Source organism: Anaeromassilibacillus sp. An250, from assembly GCF_002159845.1.
GTDB classification, from domain to species: Bacteria; Bacillota; Clostridia; order Oscillospirales; family Acutalibacteraceae; genus Anaeromassilibacillus; species Anaeromassilibacillus stercoravium.
Genome location: NZ_NFJK01000006.1, coordinates 12,962 through 33,005, shown reverse-complemented (window position 1 = coordinate 33,005; position 20,044 = coordinate 12,962). Strand labels below are relative to the sequence as shown.

The following is a 20,044-nucleotide window of genomic DNA, read 5'->3' as shown; positions in this document are numbered from 1 at the left end:
TTGTCAAGAGGTTTTCTGCATTTTCTCTAAATGAACCAAATTGGAGCGTTTAGCTTCGTTGAGAATGTCCCGCGCACAGGCTTCACGAAGTGCGGATTCTAGCGTTTTCACGTTATTTTCTGCCGTTAGAACACGCACGATAAACCGGGTTTTTCCGATCCTCACAGAAAAAGAGCCGCCAGTGATGGCGGCTTGACTATTCAGTGTATTGACAGCGTTAGCGCCGTTGTGTTCGATATCCTTCATCCTATTCCTCCTCCCCTTGGGGGACGTTGTCAAAATCTTCAGAAGCAAATTGTAAATTTCAGTTTATTGAATTGATTTTGCATTGCAATTATCATATAATATAAGTGCAATAGCTACGAAAGGAGTGATAATTGTGGCTACTACCAACTTCAGCGTTCGCATGGATAGCGATGTTAAAAAGCAGTGTGAAGCTCTTTATGGTGAGCTGGGGATCAACCTCACCACTGCCATCAATGTTTTCCTTCGTCAATCGCTCCGGGTTGGCGGGTTTCCCTTTGATGTCCGTCTGGAACAGCCGAACAAGGAAACGATTGCAGCCATGCTGGAAGCCGAACGCATTGCCCGCGATCCGTCTGTGAAGCGTTACTCCGATGTGGAGGAAGCATTGAGGGCTTTGAAAGAATGAGCAAGCATCTGGATATCGTCTGGACTACCCAGTTCAAAAAAGACTACAAGCTGGCCATGAAGCGCCATCTGAACATTGACCTTCTTGACGACATCATCCGTAAGTTGGCAAGCAGCGAACCGCTTCCAGAGAAAAACAGGGATCATGCCCTGACAGGAAATTGGATCGGACATCGTGAGTGCCACATCCAACCCGATTGGCTGCTTATTTACCGCATCGAAAATGATCTGCTGGTATTGACGCTATCCCGAACCGGAACCCATGGTGACTTGTTCGGCAAATAAGAGAAGGGACACCCGATTTTGCCGGGTGTCCCTTTTTCTTTTCAACTAGCAAAGGCACCCGACTTCTTTCCAAAACCGGATGCCTTACCGTTCCATCTTCTGTTCTTGTTCCTCTCGGGATGCCTTGTCCTGTTTTTGGGTTCGCTCACGGGCCTGACGAAGCTGCTCCACTACCGACTGCTTACCTTCGGCATTGTCCAGACTCTCTACCTGTTCCGCTCCCAAAACCTGACTGACCCAGTAGCGGACCTCGTTCAGCGGCTTCAGCTCTGCCTGCACCTGTTCCAGCTGCCGGGCAAAGGTCGCCTGCTCCGTTTGCAGCTTGCTGTACTCTGCTTCCAGGGCATCCAGGTTCACGTTCAGATCAACGTGCTGCGCTTTCAAGTAGCGATAGGCTTTGTTGTAGGCTTTCAGTTCTTCCTGGTGGCTCTCGGCAAAGGCTGCCTGGCGCTTCTTCCAGCCGATCTTCAGGTACTTGTCATGGACGGGTTTCTGCTCCTGGCAAACTGCAACGGCGTTCTGAATCCCGGCGATGTCCTTCATACGCTTTTCGGCTTTTCTCATTCCAGTACGGGCCTGGCTGGCTTTCTGATTCACGCCGGACAGGACGGTGTTCAGCTGATCCAATGTCGTGATCTTATGATGCTGGAGATAGACAATCGCCCTGGATACATCCTTCAAATCCTTAATATCACCCTTCTGCTGGCCGGACCAAGACCAATCGCTCCGTTCCACTTTTCTCTGGTTCAGGTAATCATTGAGAAGCACCCCAAGGTCTGTGGCGACTGCTTCTTCTTTCAGCAGTTCCTTCTCTGCCTGAACCAGTTCTTCAATCCAGTCAAGCAACCCCCGAATGGTTTTGCGGATAGCTGCCAGCATCTGGTTGGCGGCTTTAATGTCTCGGTTCAGGTTTCCGATGTTAGTCTGGATACCCCGCCGCTCCATCTGAACCACCGCAGGCCCCATGTGGACGGTGGGAATCACGTCCAGGCCCTGCCGCTCATAGGAGCGCAAGTCTAGCCGCTCCGGCCGGTCTGTTGCTTCCAGATAGCGGTTGACCATATCGGCCCATCCCTGCCGCCAGATCTCTGCATACTTCTGGTCGTTCCAGTCAACGGTGTTTTCCTTATGGCTTTTCCAGTTTCCCGACGGGAGCCGGATGCGTTCGCCGTTTTCATCCAGGTCATACACTTTCCGGCTCTTGGGGAGCCACCTCCCATGCTCGTCCATAGCTCTGAGGGTCAGCATCACATGACAGTGAACATTGTGTCCGGGCGGGTCTGGGTCATGAATGGCGAAGTCGGCAATCATTCCCTTGGAAACAAACTGTTTCTCGCAGTAGTCTCGGACCATTTGCGGGTACTGTTCTGGCGGGACTTCTTTGGGCAGGGCCAGTACGAAGCGTCGGGCCAGCTGGGCGTTCCACTGTTTCTCAATCGCTTCCACCGAGTTCCAAAGTGTTTCCCGATTGGCGTATTCCGGCGGAGCGTGAGCAGGCAACATAATTTCAGTATACAGGATGCCGCGCTTGCCGGAGTAGTTTTTGGTTTTCTGATCGTATTCCGAAAACAGCTTCTCCCCGCTCTGGTAGGCTGCACCTGCCACCGCCGACTGGCCCTTGCTGCGCTGGGTGATGGTGATTTGAAAATGCGGACACGGAATAGGTATCACCTCCTAAACAAAAAGACCGCCCGTCAGGATTTCTCTTGACGAACGGTCTGGAATCATATTCGGTTGTTCGCTCTCTGTCCAGGGATGGAGTGGGGTGCGCTTCGGCCCTGGGCGAGAGCTGCAAAAGGATAGCTGCGGAGCAGCGCAAGGAAAATGCAGTTTTCCTTGGGATGGAATCGGGATGGCGAATGGAACGCCAGCCCGGTTTCATCAAGCCGTCTGCAAGACCGCAATTGCACCGGAACGGTGTATAATTGCGCCCTATTATAATAGGGTTGGAATGTCCCGGGCTTCTTGCAAATCGTGAATCATTTTTGCAAGAGCCAGCACAACCTCTTGTTGACGGAACGAGAGTTTCAGCAGCTCCATCACCTGGTCATCGGTCAGCTCCTCCGGGCAGATCAGAAAACTTTCCAGCATCCCGCCTCGGGTACAGAGACGATGAGTGCGGGCCTTACGGGTCAGTTCTGGTATCCGGTGCTCCAACATTTTCTCCTGGTGCTGGTAGTAGCGAAGCTTCTGTTCGGCCTTTTCTTTTTGGGCTTTCATTCGGTTCAGTTTTTCACTCATAAGACTCCACCTCCTTTATAAATAATGAAAGCGGCAGGAGCGTCCAACCGGACTCCTGCCACTGTTTCATTTGTTATTTATCTTTTTGACTTGCTCTACCGCTTCCTGCTGCACCAACAATCCTGCTGAGAAGCCAACCTTGAAGTGACACTCGTTCTCCTCGCACTGGGCGATGGAAACCTGATCCTGGAGTTCTTCCACCAGGTCGTAATCTTCTTTGCTCCGTTTTTCGGCCAGCCGATCCATAATCTTCTCGCAGGCTTTCATCTCCTCGGTGATGCCCACGGCCTGGCCCATCTGCCGGACGATGAGGCTGCACCACTCAGAGGCCTGCTCGTTCAGATCGGCCAGGAGGGTGTACAGCTTCCCGGAGAGAAGCAGCGCGTTGTAGAGGACCGGACGGTTAGTTTTCAGATACTCCTTATGGAGCCGCCCCCAGCTGCCAATGGGGGCGGCTTTCTTCCGGCAGATCCAGTTCTGGGAGGTAAACGTCGCCTTTCAAAACATATCGGGGTGCAACTCCGTGATAGGAACCTGCCGGATCTCCTCGGCCTGTTCTGCCGGGACTGCATTTGTTTTCAATATACTGTGCCACCTCCTGTGAAAAATCAGACTGTCTGCCTATCGTCTAGGTAAAACCTTTCACTTTTTCCTCCTTTCTCTACAGGAACGCAAAAAGACACCGGCCAAGCAGCCGATGTCTTTCTCTTTTCGAGATATTCTTTTCCTGTAAAAATCCAGACTCAACAGCTCAGAACTTCTCTTTTCAAGCGGATACAAAATCAATACATCTGCGCGCAGAACTCCTCAAAAGAATCGGTCTTGAGCAAATCGAGGGTCCGGCTGGTGGAACCAAACAGCTCCACGATCAGGTTGAACGCATCTTTGAAATACTTCATTTCCTGCTGGGTGATGCCGATCATCAGAACAAAATGGATCCGCTTGTTTTTCCACGCGATGGGCATATCGTTGTGCAGCACGCAGATGAAGGAGCGGTCAGCGTACTGGCTGAGGGCGTGGGGGACGGCCAGCGCGCTGGTAAAAGCGGTGCAGGACAACGACTCCCGCAGCAAAACGTCCTGGACGAAGGCGTCGGTCACATAGCCCTGCTCCACGCAGCGGCGGCCCATGAACTGGATGCAGGCGGCCTCGTCCTCCACCGGAACATTGCGGAAGTAAAGCTCTTTGTGCAGCAGCTGTTTGAGGAATGCCCGGGCGATCTCCAGCTCCCGCCGCTGGTCGATCTCGTTGAGCATATCGCCGATGGCGGTCATGTTCTGCTTGGTCAGGATGGGGCTGACCCTGACCACCGGGCGGCTTTCATGCTCAAGGGGCAGGGCAGTGATGACAAAATCGCAGTCGGGGTGCTGCTGCAGATAGCGGTTGAGCGGCATGACGTCCATGATGATCAGCCGGTCAGAAAAGGCCCTGCTGATCTCCCGCACCATGGTCTGGGACAGGGTATGGTAATTTTCCGCCAGGACGATGCAGGTGATCCGCTCGGTGGCCTGAGCGCTGCTTTCAATGTAAGAGCCGATGTGGAAGGCGACAAAGGCGATCTCATCCTCATTCAGCTCGATATGGTAGATGTTGGAGAACTTGTGGACAAAATAGACCGCCATGTCGTAGACGGGGGCGTAATCGGCCTTGAACTGCCCGGCGATGGGGTTGGGGTAACTGATGCCCAGGATGCTGCGCTGGTAGGCGTAGTACATATGGACCGAGAACTGCAGGGCAAAATCGTTGGTAAAGACCGGCGTGCAGTAGCGCTTGGCCAGCGCCGCCAGGACGGCGGTCACATTGTTGATGAACTCGGGGTCGATGACGCTCTGGATGTCCACCGTCTCATGCTCCACCGAGAGGGCGATCAGCATCAAAATCTGCTGGTAATCCGGCCCGGGGATGCGGATGCCGTAATCCCGGGCGAAGGTCTCGGTGATCATGTCAGCCAGGGCTACGATCTCGTCCCGGTTGGCGATGCCGGACAGGTCGCAGGCTGAGACGGGGGTCTCCTTTTCGGTCAAGTCGTCGTTGGACTCCACCCGGATCAGGATGACCAGGATGTGGACCAGGAGGTTGTTCAGCGAGTAATCGTTGAGGAACAGCCTTGCCTGCAGGCAGGTATCGTACAGCTTCTGCATGACGCCGCGGATGTCAAGGTTGGGGAACAGCTGCTCCAGCGCCCGCTTGGAGCTGAAAAAGCCATATACGTCCTGGGTGGCGATACGGCCGATCAGCCTGCGCTTGTTCTGCTCGCTGCCTTTGAGGGTATAGCGGTACTTTTGGGACTCGATGTGCAGATCGTAGCTGCGGATCATCTCTTTGATCTGGGGCAGGACCGTGTTGATCACCGTGCTGGCGCTGACGTGCAGGCTGTCCGCCATGTCGTAGACGTCCATCCCTTCCTTGTTGGTCAGCAGATGGGACAGCACCTGCCACAGACGGGCGTCATTTTCAGAAGAAGACTCCTGCGGGAGCGGGGCCCCCTCTTCCAGCCGGTACCCCTCGCGGGTGGAGACGATCTGCGGGCCGCCGCGGCCGTTCAGCTCACGGATATAGTTGCGGACAGTCCGCTCGCTGATGCCGAGCATGGAAGCCAGCGTCGCCGCCGGGACGCCGCGGTCAGACCGGGCAAGCAGCCGCAGCAGTTCATTTTGTTTATCGTTTTTCATTTACAGTTCCCCGCTTTCAATGTAATATTATAATATAGATTCCTCCGCTTGAAAACCAAAAAAACTTCCGCCCGGCGGCAATACACTCATATTGCCGCCAAGCTGCAAAAGGTCTGTTTTATTTTGCCCCGTGTCTCTGCTACACTGTAGGCAATCGGATTGGACGTTGTGCACAAATCCATCCAAACAGAAAGGAGATAAAACTGTATGATCCGCATTCTTCTTGCCTGCGGCATCGGTGCTTCCACCGGGTTCATGGCCGCCAATATGAGAAAGGCCGCCAAGGCCAAGGGTCTGGACGTCACCATCCACGCCGTCAGCAAATCCCAGGTGCCCGAGTATGCCGACAAGATCGACGTGCTGCTGCTGGGCCCCCACTTTTCTGCCGAGGTGCCCAAGTACACCGAGATGCTCAAGGACCACAATGTCAAGGTGACCTCCATCGACCCCGACAACTATGCGGCGCTGGACGGCGAGTCCATTCTGGAGGACGCCATCGACTTCTACAACGGCTGAGTGTAAACAAGCGGGAGGATCAAAATGAAACAGATACAGGCGTGGATCGAGCGCGTGCTCGTCCCCGTGATCAACAAGATCACGTCCAACTTCTGGTTTGGCATCGTGGCAGATGCCATCCTGTACATCGTGCCCTTCTCGATGGTCAGCGCCATCCCTTCCATCTGGACCATCATCCGCAACTTTGTGCCGTCGCTGCCTGACATCAGCGCCATCAGCACCTACTCCTTCGGCCTGATCGGCCTGTTCGTGGTATTCATCATACCCTACAACTGCCTGAACAAGATCGAAAAGAAAGACCGCTCCCTCATCGCCGGCTTTACCGGCATCGGCACCTACATGCTCTGCATGAACATCCAGGCAGTAGACGGCGGGTCCCTGGTGGATCTGAGCAAGTTCGGCGCCGGCGGTATGTTCACCGCCATGTTCGTCGGCCTGATCGTAGCCGTGATCTACAAGCTGATGGCCAAGTACTCCTTCTTCGGTGAGGACAGCGTCATCCCCGACTTTGTCAAGAACTGGTTCGACAACATCATCGCCGTCCTCATCAGCCTGTTCCTGGGCTACCTGTTGACCTTCGTCTGCAAGATCGACGTCTTTACCATGGTACAGCTGATCATGAAGCCGGTCACCAGCTTCGCACAGAGCGCCCCCGGCGTCGTGCTGATCGTTTTCCTGCAGAACATCTTCTACTTCTTCGGCATCTCCGGCTGGGTGTTCACCCCGGTCACCCGCTCCATCACCCAGGCTGCCATTGCTGAGAACGCCACCCTGGTGGCCGCCGGCATGGCCCCCAAGAACATCTACGCCTACGGCTTCAGCCGCTACCACCACATCGGCGGCCAGGGCGCTACCCTCCCGCTGGCATTCTTCATGCTGGGCGCAAAGTCCAAAAAGTACCGCCTGCTGGGCAAGGCGACCCTGGTGCCCTCCATCTTCAACATCAACGAGCCCCTGCAGTATGGCGCCATCGTCGGCAACCCCTTCATGTTCATCCCCACCGTCCTGATCGCCATCATCCTGCCCGCATTCTCCTACTTCTGGTTCCAGTTTGGCTGGGGCACCATCAACTACGTCAACTTCGATATGAACTTTGCCCCCAACGCGGTCTCCGCCTTCTTCATGTCGGGCGGCGACTTCCGCAACGTCATCCTGGTCTGCATCAACTTTGTGATCGCCGGCCTGATCTGGTACCCCTTCTTCAAGGCGTCCGACAACGCCGAGTTCAAGAAGGAAAAGGAGCGCGAAGCCGCCAAGGCTGCCAAAAAGGCTGCCCAGTCCTGAGTCCGATTTGATAAGGAGAAAGAAACATGAGTGAAGAAAAGCGCGATATCAATGTGATCGCCATGGAAGTAATCATGAACGCAGGAGACGGCCGTGACAAGATCGATGAAGCCCTGGCTGCCATTGCGGCAGGGAATCTGGACGAAGCTGAGGCTCTTTTGACCGAAGCCGAAGGCCTGATCGTCAAGGCTCACAATGCCCAGACCGAGGTGATCCAGAGCCAGGTCAGCGGCGAGGACATGGAGTATTCCCTCCTGTTCATTCACGCCCAAGACACTTTGATGACCATCAACACTGAGCTTCGGATGACCCAGAAGCTGCTGCCCATCGTCAAGATGCTGCTGAACAAGAAGGAGGATTAATTATGACTAAGACATTTCCGAAAGGGTTCCTCTGGGGCGGCTCCACCGCTGCCAACCAGATCGAAGGTGCCTGGAACGAGGGAGGACGCGGTCCCGCCACCTCCGACTTCGCCCGGCTGATTACCAAGGAGATCCGGGACACCGAAGGGCCCTTTGACGCCCATGTCCCCCACAACGCCGCCTCGAAAGAGATGGTGGAGGACATGAAAGCCCATCCCGAGAACTGGGAGCTGCCCAAGCGCCGGGGCATCGACTTTTACCACACCTACAAAGAGGACATCGCCCTCTTTGCGGAGATGGGCTTCAAGGTATTCCGGATGAGCATCTCCTGGTCCCGCATCTTCCCCAACGGGGACGACCTGGTCCCCAACGAGGAGGGGCTGAAGTTCTACGACGCCGTCTTTGACGAGCTGCACAAATACGGCATCGAGCCCCTGGTCACCCTGTCCCACTTCGACACCCCGCTGCATTTGGCCGAGGTCTACGGCGGTTTTGCCAGCCGCCACACCGTGGACGCCTTCGCCCGCTATGCCGAGACGGTCATCCGCCGCTACAAGGACAAGGTGAAGTACTGGCTGACCTTCAACGAGATCAACAACGTCCTGTCCAATCCCTTTACCAGCAGCGGCGTGATCCTGGACGGTGCCCCTGAGGCGAACAGCTGCAACCCCTATCTGGAGCACTGGCAGCTGAAGTTCCAGGCCGTCCACAACCAGTTTGTGGCCAGCGCCCTGGCCACCAAAGCCCTCCATGAGATCGCCCCGGACGCCAAGATGGGCAACATGCTCTGCCGGCTGGAAAACTACGCCGAGAGCTCCAAGCCGGAGGATCAGCTCCAGGTGATGTTTGAGGACCACTTCAACTGGTTCTTCACCGATGTCCAAGCCACTGGTGAATATCCCTATTATATGCAGCGTTTCTTTGACGAGAACGGTATCAAGATTGAGATGGGCCCGGACGATCTGAAGCTCCTCAAAGAGGGCGCGGTGGATTTCATCACCATCAGCTACTACATGACCTATATCATGCGGTACAAGGGCAACCCGGTGCCCAAGCCCACCGGCCGTCTGCTCTCCGACATCAAAAACCCCCACCTGCCCAAATCGGACTGGGGCTGGGTCATCGACCCCATCGGCTTCCGGATCACCCTGAACCGGATCTACGACCGCTACCACAAGCCCATCTTCATCTCTGAAAACGGTCTGGGGGCAGTGGACCACCCCGACGCTGAGGGCCGTATTGTGGATGACTACCGCATCGACTACATGCGCGCCCATGTAGAGCAGCTGCGGGAAGCCATCGCCGACGGCGTGGACGTCTTCGGTTACGCCTGGTGGGGCCCCATCGATCTGGTTTCCTCCGGCACCTCCGAGATGACCAAGCGCTACGGCATGATCTATGTGGACCAGGACGACTACGGCAAAGGCACCGGCAAGCGCAGCAAGAAGAAATCCTTCTATTACTACAAAAAGCTGATTGCCTCCAACGGAGCAGATCTGGAAAACAACATCCCCTACTGATCAGCCTCTTCAAAATTGCTTTCTCTCCCTGCATGGTGAAAGGGACTGCTGCACAGCAACTGTTGTGTGGCAGTCCCTTTCTTATTGAAAACTCCTCTCCGGAAAGGAAAGGCTGTCTTGAGCGAATCAGCCTCCTTCTGATTCTTCTTATTAGCGTGTAGTTTTTGCACCTCCGGCCGTGTCGGTTTGACACCCCGGAGGTGTTCTTTTTTCATCTCTTGAATCGTTCTTCCGGGGCCTCGATGAAGTTTTTCACATAGATCAAACTGGGGCGGCCCAGGCCCTGCCGCCTGCGCTCGATGAGGCCCGCCTTTTCCTCCAGCTCCCGCAGCAGGCCCACCGCCTTCTTGTTGCTGCACTTGAGATGCTCCATGATGCTCTCCGCCGTGAAGATGATATACACCCTCCCTTCCTCGTCCTTCCAACCGTTTTTGACCGAGAGGCCCATCCGGTCCAGCAGGAAGCCGTAGAGGACCTTGGCCTCTACGGAGACATCCTCGAACCGCCTGCTGGTAAAGAGGACTTTGGGGAGCCGGTAGAAGGAAAACAGATTTGCTTGCTCGCCGTAAAAGAAATCACCCATACACGCATCTCCCGGCTTTCGCCGTCTCTCTGTTGTGGACAAAATAAAAAAGCGTCTGCGGGTTTTGGAACACACAAACGCTCTGAGATTGATTTAACTCAAATCTAGGTTAACCGTAACGGCCATATCCTTCCAAACACTCTTCCGGAACGCGAAATCTGCTTTCCGTACCATGCAGAGGTGTCATCCGGCGTCAAAGAATAGTCGTAGAAGAGATATTTTTAGTCCCTCAGGTTTTCAATAGCAGCCTGGGTAGCATCCAGGCAAATCCCAAAGCCGTCGCGGATCTGGCCAAAAGTTATGGCACCGACATGGTCATCATAACCGGCATGTACCGTTTTGACTACAGCAGCGAGGAAGATGTGCTGAATCTGGCCCGAAAGCTGAACAAAGCCGACCAAGCCCTCCAGAAAGAAGGCGTCCAGCTGCTCTATCACAATCACAACTGTGAGCTGCAGCACATCAACGATAGCCAGACGGCCTATGATCTCATCATTGAAAATACCGACCCTGCCTATGTCAATTTTGAATTTGACAGCTACTGGATAGCCAATGGCGGCGACCCCATCCAGAGTCTTCAGGTAAGCGGCCAGTACATGGACAAAGCATTCCGCTGAACGCTTTTATCATCTGCCCTTTTGCCAAAGTGCCACCCCATAGAAAAGACCGGCATTTGTGTGTCAAACACACTCTGCCGGTCTTTTTCTGTCTGAGAAATAGCGGCAGGAACGTCCAACTGGATGTCCTGCCGCTATTTCATTTGTCAGTTATCTTCTTGACCTGCTCCACCGCTTCCTGCTGCACCAGCAGCCCCGCTGAAAAGCCAACCTTGAAGTGGCACTCGTTCTCCTCGCTCTGGGCAATGGAAGCCTGATCCTGGAGTTCTTCCACCAGGTCGTAATCTTCTTTGCTCAGTTTTTCGGCCAGCCGGTCCATAATCTTCTCGCAGGCTTTCAGTGCATTCCGGTATTTTTCAGAGTTCGGTACTACTGTTTCGCTGGGATAAAAGTCGCCGCTATAAATCGCTTCCAAAATCATAACCAGCCCCTCCTTTAACAGCAAATCAGCTCGGCCTTGACGATTTCTTCGGCCCGACTGCGAATGGAGTTCATGGCCTGTACCCAGCGCACCGGGTCGCGGGCTTTTATCTCCTCGGTGATGCCCTCGGCCTGGGCCATCTGCCGAACGATAAGGCGGCAGCGTTCGGCGGCCTGCTCGTCCAGGTCGGCCAGGATGGTTTGCAGCCTGCCGGATAGAAGCAGTTCATTATAAAGGAGAGGGCGGGAGTTTTTCAGATATTCCCTATGTAATCGGCCCCAGCGGCCGATGGGGCGGGTTTCTTCCGGCAGCTTCAGCTCCGGCAGATAGCAGTCGCCGGACAGCGTGTAGTCGATGCCGTTTTCATAGATGTTCGGTTTGAGCTTCATGCTGATACCTCCTGTTCTTTTCGCCTGTGATAAAATTCCAGGGTAACTTTGTTGTGGTTTATTCTCTGGCAGTCCTCGGAACAGAACTTCTGTTGGCTGTGGGTGGGCCAATAGAGCTCGCCGCAGACCGCGCAGGTGCGCTGACGGTAGTAATGGTCCCCACGCTCGGCTTCCCGCCGTTTCTGCTTCTCGGCTTGCTGTGCAGCTTTCCGGCAGTCTTTGGAGCAGAAAATTTGCCGGTTGCTTTCGGGGACGTACTCTTTGCCGCAGTGGGGGCAGACTTTTTTCTTTACGATTTCGCCGCCGTTTTCAGCGATCTTCTGAGCCTTCCGCTTTTCCCGGTAGGCTTTGGAGCGTGCCTTCTCTTTTGCGATCCGTTCCGCCTCGGCACGTTCTTCCTGTTCCTTCATCTGTGCAAGTTCTTCCTCGGTGTAGGCGATGTCGATTTGTCCGGCATAGTTGAAATAAATATCAACCTGCTGTGTTCTGGCATTGCCAACGCCCTCCGCCTCATGCACGATGATTTTATCAATCATCTCCCGGAACATGGCGTCACTCACCTCGTCACTCTCCTGATACTTGCGAACCAGTCCTATGAACTGATCAATCTGGAGCTGCTCTTTGCTTTCCTCAGAAATGCGCTCCTCCAATTCTGAGATTTTGACCTCAATCGCCGCCTGTTCATCGTCATACTGCTTCATGAGCTGCCGATACTGGCGTTCAGGGAGGATACCGGACACATAGTTCTCATACAGGCTGCGAACAAGGTCAGACAGTTCCCCGTATCGCTTTTGCAGCTGCTTTATGTCGGACTTTTTCTGCTGCGGCTTTGCCTCCTGCTGGGCATTCCAGCGGGATTGAATCTCCTCGGCAAATGCCTGTTCATCGTTCAGAACACGGCGGGTTATTCTCTTGATTGTGGCCGCAATTAGGGCTTCCACCTGTCCCGCGGAGATGCCGTGTGCTGTACAGGAATCTGTCATTCTGGAATAGCCGCCGCAGCGGAAGCTGTATTGCACAGAACCATCTGTTTTGCTGTAGTGGGTCTGCAAGGTCATTCTTCTGCCGCAGTCAGCACAGTAGAGATAACCGCTCAGCCGGTGGCTGTGTGAACCCCATGCAGAAGCTCTCTGCACCCGCTTTCGCTGTTTCTGTACGCTGTCCCAAAGCTCCTGCGAAATGATTGGCTCATGGGTGTTGGGGAATACATAGTGCTCATCCGCCCCTGTTTCTTGCCGCTTATGGTTTTTGAAATCCTTGACAGTGGACTTGTGAAGAACCGTATGCCCAAGATACTCCTGTCGGCTGAGAATCGTCCTGACAGTCGATACCGACCAGATATATGGGTCTTCAAACTGCTGGCCATTGTACTGCTCCGGGTGATTTTCCTTCTCATAGGCGGAGGGAATCAGCACCTTTTCTTCCGAGAGGATTTCAGCAATCGCGCGGGGGCTTTTGCCCTCGTTCGCAAGCTGGAAGATGTGCCGGACTACCTCTGCGGCCTCCGGGTCAACGACAAGCGACTGCTTATCGTCTTTGACTCGGTTGTAGCCATAGGGGATGCTGCCGGAACAGCGTTTCCCATCTTTCATTCGGGCGTCAAAGATGGCTCGGATTTTATTGCTGGTGTCCTTGGCATACCACTCGTTCATGATATTAAGGAACGGGGCAAAATCATTGCTGGAAGCATTTTGACTGTCGATGCCGTTGTTGATGGCGATGAACCGCACGTTCTTCTGCGGGAACATCACTTCGGTGTAGAATCCGACTTGCAAATAGTTTCGACCGAACCGGCTCAGGTCCTTAACAATGATGGTGCCGATCTTCCCGGCCTCCACCTCGGCGATCAGAGACTGAAAGCCGGGCCGATTGAAATTCACACCGGAATATCCATCGTCCGTGAAGTGGATGATGTTTCCCAAACCATTTCTGAGGGCATAGTCTTCAAGGTACTTCTTTTGATTGGTAATCGAGTTCGACTCACCTACAAGGTCATCATCTCGCGACAGTCTCTCATAGAGTGCTGTCATTTTTGCTTTTCCTGCTGTTCTCTGCATGGTTTACCCCCCTCCTTTCTTTATGTAATCTTCTTGAGGCATGGACTACTCTCTATTAATAGGAGAAAATCAGGGGTCAAACCAGAACCATTTCTCACAGAAAATCGTAAGTTTTCGAAATTTTCACCGAAAGGTTTTTGACCGCTGCTTGTGCATTTAGGAACGGTGATTTCATCGTCCTGTTGCATTGTACTCCTCCGGGGCCAGCTCCAGCGCCGTCACTGTCTCCCCGAAGCGGCTGGCCCAGCAGTCAAAGTGTGCCATGCTCAGCTCTTGCAGCCGGTCATACTGGAGATACCGCTGCATGGTGTAATGCTCGGTCATGGAGTTGCTGACCGGTGTGCCAGTAGCAAAGATAACGCCGCGGCTGCCGGTGATCTCGTCCATATAGCGGCACTTGGCGAACATATCCGAAGATTTCTGCGCGTCCGTCGTGGAGAGGCCAGCCACGTTGCGCATTTTTGTGTAGAGAAAGAGGTTCTTGTAGTTATGCGCCTCGTCCACAAACAGCCGGTCCACGCCCAACTGCTCAAACGTCACCACATCGTCCTTGCGCCCCTCGGCTTGCAGCTTTTCCAGCCGTGCCTCCAGAGACTTTTTCGTGCGCTCCAGCTGCTTGACCGTGAACCGCTCGCCGCCGCTGGCCTCCACCTCGGCGATGCCCTCGGTGATTTCCCAAATCTGCTCATGCAGCAGCCGCTCCTGGCGTTCCTTGCTGATGGGGATTTTTTCAAACTGAGAGTGGCCCATAATGATGGCATCATAGTCGCCGGTGGCGATGCGGGCACAAAACTTCTTGCGGTTGTGCTTTTCAAAGTCCTTTTTGGTTGTGACCAGGATGTTCGCGGACGGGTACAGACGCAGGAACTCCGAAGCCCACTGCTCAGTCAGGTGGTTGGGCACCACAAAAAGGGATTTCTGGCACAGCCCCAGGCGCTTGGCCTCCATCGCGGCCCCCACCATTTCAAAGGTCTTGCCTGCGCCCACCTCATGGGCCAGCAGCGTGTTGCCGCCGTACAGCACATGGGCGATGGCGTTTTTCTGGTGTTCCCGCAGGGTGATGGCCGGGTTCATGCCGCCGAAAACGATGTGGCTGCCGTCATATTCGCGGGGGCGGGTGGCGTTCATTTCCTCGTTATACTGGCGCACCAGCGCCTGTCGCCGCTCCGGGTCGCGCCAAATCCAGTCCTTGAACGCCTCCCGGATGGCCTGCTGCTTCTGGGCGGCCAGGGTGGTCTCCTTGGCGTTCAGCACCCGGCGCTCCTTGCCGTCCGCATCTTCAACAGTATCGTAGATACGCACATCCCGCAGGTTGAGGGAATCTTCGAGGATTTTATAGGCGTTGGCGCGGCTGGTCCCGTAGGTGGTATAGGCCGCCACATCCCTCTGTCCCACAGCGTTTTTGCCGGAGATCTGCCACTCAGCGGTGAACGCAGAGTAGTGGACTTCGATGCTGCGCTGAAGGTAAAAGGGCGTGTCAAATGTCTCGTACATGAACTGCTGGATGTACTCTTTGTCGATCCAGGTTGCCCCCAGCCGCACCTCGATCTCAGAAGCGTCCAGGTCCTTGGGCTGGGCGGCGGTCAGGGCCTCCACATTGATGGCAAAGGCCGGGTCCTGTTCCGCCGCCCGCTGGGCCTGGCGCAGCTTCCGGCGCACGTTGCCGGACAGGTACTCGTCCGCCGTGACGTATTGGGGCCGCTCGCCCTCCGACACCGGGCCGGGCAGGCGGAAAATCACGCCCCGCAGTTCGGCGGCCAGTTCCTCGCCGGTTTTGCCGGTGAGCTGTTCCATGTAGGCCATGTCCACGCTGGCTTTTTCAGAAATGGAGACCGCCAGGGCCTCGCTGGCCGTGTCCACGGTGGTGACGGCCTCATGGGGCTTAATCGTGCGCTTGGTGAACATATCTGCCTTGCGCTCCAACCGGCCATCCTCGTCCAGTACTTCCAGCGCGCAGAGCAGGTAATAGCTGCTGTCATCGGCAAAGGCCAGCCGATTCGCCCGGTCATTGATAAGACCGTACTTGGCAGAGAAATCGTCATAGCGGCGGTTCAACTCGGCCATCTGCGCCCGGATGTCGGCATCTGGCGCGGCGGCGTCCATCTCCAGGTCGATGAGCCGTTGCACACAATCCCGCAGCCCCACCAGCCCTTTGACGCGGGCCTCGGCGGTGGCGTTCAGGTCAGGGCGCACCATGCGGCTGTTTTCCCGGAAGTACACCGCGCCGTCCACCACCGTGTAGGAGTAATTCTTCACATTGGGGTCAGCCGGTAGGGAATCGTCGATGTCCTCGCCCTCGCCCAGCTCCGGCAGCGCGGCCTCCTGGTAGGTGCCGTGGATGTGCTGTACGGCGTCGTGCAGCTGGTCGGCCAGCTCCAGCCCCTCGATGGGGACCACGGTGTAATCCTGCTTGCCGTATTGGGTGCTTTCGGCGGTGGGCTGCCCCAGCACCATCTCCGGGTGGTCGAGAAAATACTGGTTGACCGTGAAGCCTTCCTCGGTCCGGCCGGTCTGCGTCCAGTCCGGGGTAATGTCCAGCGGACGGTCCCGCTTTTGCAGGAAGAGAATATCCGAAACGACCTCAGTTCCGGCATTTGCCTTGAACGCATTGTTTGGCAGGCGGATGGCCCCCAGCAGCTCGGCCCGCTGGGCCAGATACCGGCGCACGGTGGAATCCTTGGCGTCCATCGTATAGCGGCTGGTGACGAAAGCCACCACGCCGCCCGGCCGCACCTGGTCCAACGATTTTGCGAAAAAGTAGTTGTGAATGTTGAAACCCAGTTTGTTGTAGGCTTTGTCGTTCACCTGATACTGTCCGAAAGGGACGTTACCGATGGCAAAGTCATAGAAATCCCGCCGGTCGGTGGTCTCAAATCCTGCCACGGTGATGTCGGCCTTGGGGTAGAGCTGCTTTGCAATCCGGCCACTGATGGAATCCAGTTCCACGCCGTACAGACGGCTGCCGGCCATGCTCTCCGGCAGCATCCCGAAGAAATTGCCCACACCGCAGGACGGTTCCAGAATGTTGCCGGTGCGGAAGCCCATCTGTTCTACCGCGTCGTAGATGGCGCGGATCACAGTGGGGCTGGTGTAGTGGGCGTTGAGGGTGGAGGCCCTGGCCGCTTCATATTCCTCCGGGGTCAGCAGTTCCTTCAGCTCCGCATACTCAGCGGCCCACGCGGGTTTGTCCGGGTCAAAGGCGTCCGCCACGCCGCCCCAGCCCACATAGCGGGACAGCACTTCCTGTTGTTCCGGCGTAGCCTGCCCGGTGGTTTCCTCCAGGTATTTCAGCAGCTTGATTGCCGCCACATTAGCCTGGTACTTGGCCTTGGGGCCGCCCTCGCCTAAGTGGTCATCGGTGATGCGGAAGTTCTCGGCATTACGGCGCAGGTTGTCCCGATACTCCTGATAGGCCGCCTGCTCGGCTGCCCTCTGGTTGGGGAAGGTCTGCCACTCGCCGTTGACCGGGATAGAAACCGAGTGTTCCGGCTTTTCCTCCGGCGTCGGTTCGGGCGGCGTGGGTTCCGGCTGGTCAACGTGCAGCCGTTCCACCACTACGTCATAGGGCAAATGGTTCTGTTCGCCAGGATAGACGGTCACCGGTTCGGAATGGAACTCCGGTGCCTCGGCGGCTTCTTCAATGGGCTTGGCGGTTTCGGCAGGTTCTTCCACGTCGGCAGGGGCTTCCTGCTCCTGCACAAAGCCGTCCAGCTGGCGGGCATATAGCCCGCGCAGCAGCGGCGCGACCTCATCCCAGCGGAAGAACAACATGGCCAGTCGTTTTTCGTCCGCGTCCAGCACTTCCAGCTCGATGCCTTCGGGTATGGTGCGGTAGTCGGCGGTGTCGCCGGTCTCCAGCTCCATCGTCTCGATGATGTCGGGATAAGCCCGACTCAACCACTGGGCAATTTCAGCGTTGGACTCGCCGCTGCGCAGCAGCTCGGAAATCTCCGCCTTATCCGGCGCACCGATCAGGCCGTGGGCCAGCACGTCCCGCAAGTCCTGGTCTGCGGTATCAGGGTTGATGGGCAGAAACTCGGTGATGGCCTCGTTGCGGGCATCCTCGCGCAGCAGCGTCTCAAACCGTTCCCGACTTTCGGCCCGGAAGATTGGGTAAGCCATGCCGGAAGGAAGAAGCTGTACGGTATCCGCCCGCAGTTCTGTGATCTGGTATTCCTGATTTTCCAGATAGACCGTATCTCCCTCATGGTAGACCGGCGCGGTTGGGTCATAGACCTTTTCCTCCGGGATAGCCTGCTGAATGGCCTCGTATTCTTCATCGGAAACGGTAATGTCGATCTCATGGGTCGGCTCCCCGTTCCCGATGGTGATGGTGTCTCCCTCGCGGGTGACGGGCTGGCCGGACAGATCGGGCGGCGTAACCTGCGCCTGCGCGGCCTCATCCGGGTAGTTGCCAAAAATGCGCAGGTAGGTCCGCTGTTCTAAATCGTAGACCGCCGCGCCATCGTAGGCAAAGCCGTCCGGCTCCATCGTGCCGTCCACATAGCCCTGAGCGACTTTTTCGGCTTCTTCCCGTGTGGGATATTCCATGCGCTCATCAAAGCCGTTCTCAGAATGGTGATAGACCACCACCTGATACCGGCGGGCATCCTGCTCTTGCCTTTCCGGCTGGCGCTCCTGTTCTGTCAGAAAAGTGCCGTCCGCTATGAGCTGGGCAATCCGTCGCTGCACCTTGGGCCACGGCAATTCCATTTCTACGGAGCTTCCGGCGCGGGCGAGCAACAGCTTTGTGCTGTCCCCGCCGCTATATTCGCGGGCCAGCCAGGCAGCGGTATCTTTCTCTCGTGCATGATCTGCCATATAGTGGACCACCGCACGTTTGCTGGCAACGTCCCCATTCCAAGCGCGGATGGCATCGTCGATGTCATCCTGCGAAAGCGGGCGCAGCAGCTCGTGGAGACGCGGATAGGTCTCGTCAATGATTTCTCTGTGCAAGCGTTGGCGGAACTCCGGCGTATAGGAATAGAGCTGGAGCAGCTCCCTGTTGCCGGACGACAAAACAGCGCGGCGGATGGCCGATCTGCCTTCAATCACGGCACTTTCATAATCGCTGTGACCACAGGCGTTGCGGTATCGGGCGTCCTGGGTAACGGCCTCCAAAATGATGGGCTTATATTTCTCATGCAGCTCTCGGAGGGTAGGCTTTACCGCCTCCGCCTCATAGTCGCCAGCTTCTGGCTGCGGCTGCTCCTGGGCAAAAAAAGAAGCAGAGGGCGTTTTCACACTCTCTGCTTCATCAATTTTCTGGATTTGTTCCGCTTCGGAGAGGAACAGGTTTAAGCTCAGCTGTTGATAAGTTCCGCCATCAGAATCTCCTCGGCCTGGGCCTTGCAGGTGTTCATCAGGCCCACCCACTGCATCGGGTCGCGGGCTTTCAGTTCCTCCGTCGCGCCCGCCGCCTCGGCCAACCGGGGCATCATCTGCTCCAGACGGCTGTTCGCGGTCTCGTCGATCTCCTGAAGGTGCGGGTACAGCTTCTCGCTCATCAGCAGCTGGTTGTACAGGATGGGCCGATGCTCCTTCAGGTACGCTTTGCGCATCCTGCCGTACTTGCCCAGGGGCCTCTGCGGCTGCTCGGTCAGGTTCAGGTCGGGAATCAGGTAATCTCCGTTCCTCGTGTAAGTCAGGTTGTTCTCCATGTGTGACGCTCCTTTCTGCGAGTTGTTCACGTTCATAGTTCTGGATGGTGACGCCGATCTGCCGCAGCACCTGCTGGTTTACCTGGCTGACCGCCGTGCCCAGCGCCCCGATGGCCGCAGGGGTGTTGAAGTCGAAGATCGGCATGAAATCTTCATGGCCGAAATACTGCTCCGGTTCCAGCCCGCAGCGGGACATGAGGGCATAGGTGATGCTGACGGTGGCGGCGGATTTGAATTGCACCTCGATGTTGTACTCATCGTACTCCTCCAAAAAGGAACCGTCAACGATATAGAGAATGTCCTGCCTGTGTTCGTCCCAGTATTCCTCCGCCAGCTTGGCGGCCACATCAGCCAGTTGCTGGGCCAGGTCGTTGCTGCTCACATCGTAGTTGCGTTCCAGCATAGCCGACAAAGGCCCAATGTGCCGTTCCTCCAGCTGCCACAGCCAGGGGGTGCGGGAATGTTCCCGCGTGCCGGTGTCGGAAATATCGAACACATAGCGCAGGCGGGGCCGGTCCCCGGAATCGTCCACCAGGGCGATGCCCTTGGAACCGCGCCGCACATACCGGCCCATGCGGTCATTCCACAGGTCGTACTCGGCGCAGGCGGTAGCGTCCGGGCGCTGAGCGTAGATCATCAGCTGCTCATGGAATGGATACTTGTAGAGCCGGGCAGCAGTGGTGAGAAAGCCCGCCCACTCCTGCCAACTGCCGGTGAGCTGGACCGCGACCTTCTCCGCCATCTGCGCGTACATTTCTGCTTTGGTTGGCATGGTTATCTGTCCTC

15 protein-coding genes and 3 pseudogenes are annotated in these 20,044 nt (G+C 56.1%); 7 read left to right on the top strand and 11 right to left on the bottom strand.

Annotated features, from left to right (window positions below):
* Positions 1-3: 3 nt before the first annotated feature.
* Positions 4-246, bottom strand: a complete 243-nt coding sequence (locus tag B5F54_RS06895; protein ID WP_087232366.1) for a hypothetical protein — start codon at positions 244-246, stop codon at positions 4-6.
* A gap of 130 nt (positions 247-376) precedes the next feature.
* On the opposite strand from B5F54_RS06895, the gene B5F54_RS06890 reads away from it, so the two are divergent.
* Positions 377-652: a type II toxin-antitoxin system RelB/DinJ family antitoxin gene (locus B5F54_RS06890; RefSeq protein WP_087232628.1), complete on the top strand. Its 276-nt coding sequence runs from the start codon at positions 377-379 to the stop codon at positions 650-652.
* The gene (locus B5F54_RS06885) at positions 649-936 is read left to right on the top strand and encodes a type II toxin-antitoxin system YafQ family toxin (RefSeq protein ID WP_087232363.1); all 288 of its coding nucleotides are present in this window, start codon (positions 649-651) and stop codon (positions 934-936) included. The genes B5F54_RS06890 and B5F54_RS06885 overlap by 4 nt, the downstream gene beginning before the upstream one ends.
* A gap of 84 nt (positions 937-1,020) precedes the next feature.
* On the opposite strand, the gene mobQ is transcribed toward B5F54_RS06885, so the two are convergent.
* The 5 genes and pseudogenes from mobQ to B5F54_RS06865 form a co-directional block, all read right to left on the bottom strand.
* Positions 1,021-2,598, bottom strand: coding sequence for a MobQ family relaxase (mobQ, locus tag B5F54_RS06880; protein WP_087232625.1), 1,578 nt, complete (start codon positions 2,596-2,598; stop codon positions 1,021-1,023).
* Positions 2,599-2,871: 273 nt separating this feature from the next.
* Positions 2,872-3,177, bottom strand: coding sequence for a DUF3847 domain-containing protein (locus B5F54_RS06875; RefSeq protein WP_087232361.1), 306 nt, complete (start codon positions 3,175-3,177; stop codon positions 2,872-2,874).
* 66 nt (positions 3,178-3,243) lie between these two features.
* Positions 3,244-3,462 carry a hypothetical protein gene (locus B5F54_RS18055; protein ID WP_242969655.1) on the bottom strand — a complete coding sequence of 73 codons (219 nt, stop codon included), beginning with the start codon at positions 3,460-3,462 and terminating at the stop codon, positions 3,244-3,246.
* Positions 3,463-3,486: 24 nt separating this feature from the next.
* A pseudogene (locus B5F54_RS18050) lies at positions 3,487-3,591 on the bottom strand (TnpV protein); the annotation flags it as partial.
* A gap of 368 nt (positions 3,592-3,959) precedes the next feature.
* Positions 3,960-5,849, bottom strand: coding sequence for a BglG family transcription antiterminator (locus tag B5F54_RS06865; RefSeq protein WP_087232355.1), 1,890 nt, complete (start codon positions 5,847-5,849; stop codon positions 3,960-3,962).
* Positions 5,850-6,056: 207 nt separating this feature from the next.
* Between B5F54_RS06865 and B5F54_RS06860 the strand changes: the two genes are divergently transcribed.
* From B5F54_RS06860 to B5F54_RS06845, 4 genes are read left to right on the top strand one after another with little or no spacing between them, the layout of a single operon-like run.
* A complete protein-coding gene (locus tag B5F54_RS06860; protein ID WP_087232353.1) occupies positions 6,057-6,365 on the top strand; it encodes a PTS sugar transporter subunit IIB in 309 nt (102 codons plus the stop codon).
* Positions 6,366-6,389: 24 nt separating this feature from the next.
* Positions 6,390-7,649, top strand: a complete 1,260-nt coding sequence (locus B5F54_RS06855) for a PTS sugar transporter subunit IIC (RefSeq protein ID WP_087232349.1) — start codon at positions 6,390-6,392, stop codon at positions 7,647-7,649.
* A 26-nt stretch (positions 7,650-7,675) separates the two neighbouring features.
* Positions 7,676-8,011 carry a PTS lactose/cellobiose transporter subunit IIA gene (locus B5F54_RS06850; RefSeq protein WP_087232346.1) on the top strand — a complete coding sequence of 112 codons (336 nt, stop codon included), beginning with the start codon at positions 7,676-7,678 and terminating at the stop codon, positions 8,009-8,011.
* A 2-nt stretch (positions 8,012-8,013) separates the two neighbouring features.
* The gene (locus B5F54_RS06845; protein WP_087232343.1) at positions 8,014-9,531 is read left to right on the top strand and encodes a glycoside hydrolase family 1 protein; all 1,518 of its coding nucleotides are present in this window, start codon (positions 8,014-8,016) and stop codon (positions 9,529-9,531) included.
* A 223-nt stretch (positions 9,532-9,754) separates the two neighbouring features.
* Here the strand turns inward: B5F54_RS06845 and B5F54_RS06835 are convergent.
* Positions 9,755-10,114 (bottom strand): annotated as a pseudogene (locus B5F54_RS06835) (replication initiator protein A); the annotation flags it as partial.
* Between the two features lie 158 nt (positions 10,115-10,272).
* On the opposite strand from B5F54_RS06835, the gene B5F54_RS06830 reads away from it, so the two are divergent.
* The gene (locus B5F54_RS06830) at positions 10,273-10,731 is read left to right on the top strand and encodes a sugar phosphate isomerase/epimerase family protein (RefSeq protein WP_330396771.1); all 459 of its coding nucleotides are present in this window, start codon (positions 10,273-10,275) and stop codon (positions 10,729-10,731) included.
* Between the two features lie 139 nt (positions 10,732-10,870).
* On the opposite strand, the gene B5F54_RS06825 is transcribed toward B5F54_RS06830, so the two are convergent.
* The 4 genes and pseudogenes from B5F54_RS06825 to B5F54_RS18390 form a co-directional block, all read right to left on the bottom strand.
* Positions 10,871-11,152 (bottom strand): DUF6809 family protein, encoded by a 282-nt coding sequence (locus B5F54_RS06825; protein WP_087232330.1) that lies wholly within the window; start codon positions 11,150-11,152, stop codon positions 10,871-10,873.
* A 14-nt stretch (positions 11,153-11,166) separates the two neighbouring features.
* Positions 11,167-11,541 carry a TnpV protein gene (locus B5F54_RS06820; RefSeq protein WP_087232327.1) on the bottom strand — a complete coding sequence of 125 codons (375 nt, stop codon included), beginning with the start codon at positions 11,539-11,541 and terminating at the stop codon, positions 11,167-11,169.
* Positions 11,538-13,598: a recombinase family protein gene (locus tag B5F54_RS06815; RefSeq protein ID WP_087232324.1), complete on the bottom strand. Its 2,061-nt coding sequence runs from the start codon at positions 13,596-13,598 to the stop codon at positions 11,538-11,540. The genes B5F54_RS06820 and B5F54_RS06815 overlap by 4 nt, the downstream gene beginning before the upstream one ends.
* Before the next feature lie 195 nt (positions 13,599-13,793).
* Positions 13,794-20,030, bottom strand: a pseudogene (locus B5F54_RS18390) (SNF2-related protein); the annotation flags it as partial.
* Positions 20,031-20,044 lie beyond the last annotated feature (14 nt).

Coding starts and splice junctions, on each gene's coding strand:
- B5F54_RS06895 (WP_087232366.1), bottom strand. CDS start 246: ATGAAGGATATCGAACACAACGGCGCTAACGCTGTCAATACACTGAAT.
- B5F54_RS06885 (WP_087232363.1), top strand. CDS start 649: ATGAGCAAGCATCTGGATATCGTCTGGACTACCCAGTTCAAAAAAGAC.
- B5F54_RS06875 (WP_087232361.1), bottom strand. CDS start 3,177: ATGAGTGAAAAACTGAACCGAATGAAAGCCCAAAAAGAAAAGGCCGAA.
- B5F54_RS06865 (WP_087232355.1), bottom strand. CDS start 5,849: ATGAAAAACGATAAACAAAATGAACTGCTGCGGCTGCTTGCCCGGTCT.
- B5F54_RS06860 (WP_087232353.1), top strand. CDS start 6,057: ATGATCCGCATTCTTCTTGCCTGCGGCATCGGTGCTTCCACCGGGTTC.
- B5F54_RS06855 (WP_087232349.1), top strand. CDS start 6,390: ATGAAACAGATACAGGCGTGGATCGAGCGCGTGCTCGTCCCCGTGATC.
- B5F54_RS06850 (WP_087232346.1), top strand. CDS start 7,676: ATGAGTGAAGAAAAGCGCGATATCAATGTGATCGCCATGGAAGTAATC.
- B5F54_RS06845 (WP_087232343.1), top strand. CDS start 8,014: ATGACTAAGACATTTCCGAAAGGGTTCCTCTGGGGCGGCTCCACCGCT.
- B5F54_RS06825 (WP_087232330.1), bottom strand. CDS start 11,152: ATGATTTTGGAAGCGATTTATAGCGGCGACTTTTATCCCAGCGAAACA.
- B5F54_RS06820 (WP_087232327.1), bottom strand. CDS start 11,541: ATGAAGCTCAAACCGAACATCTATGAAAACGGCATCGACTACACGCTG.
- B5F54_RS06815 (WP_087232324.1), bottom strand. CDS start 13,598: ATGCAGAGAACAGCAGGAAAAGCAAAAATGACAGCACTCTATGAGAGA.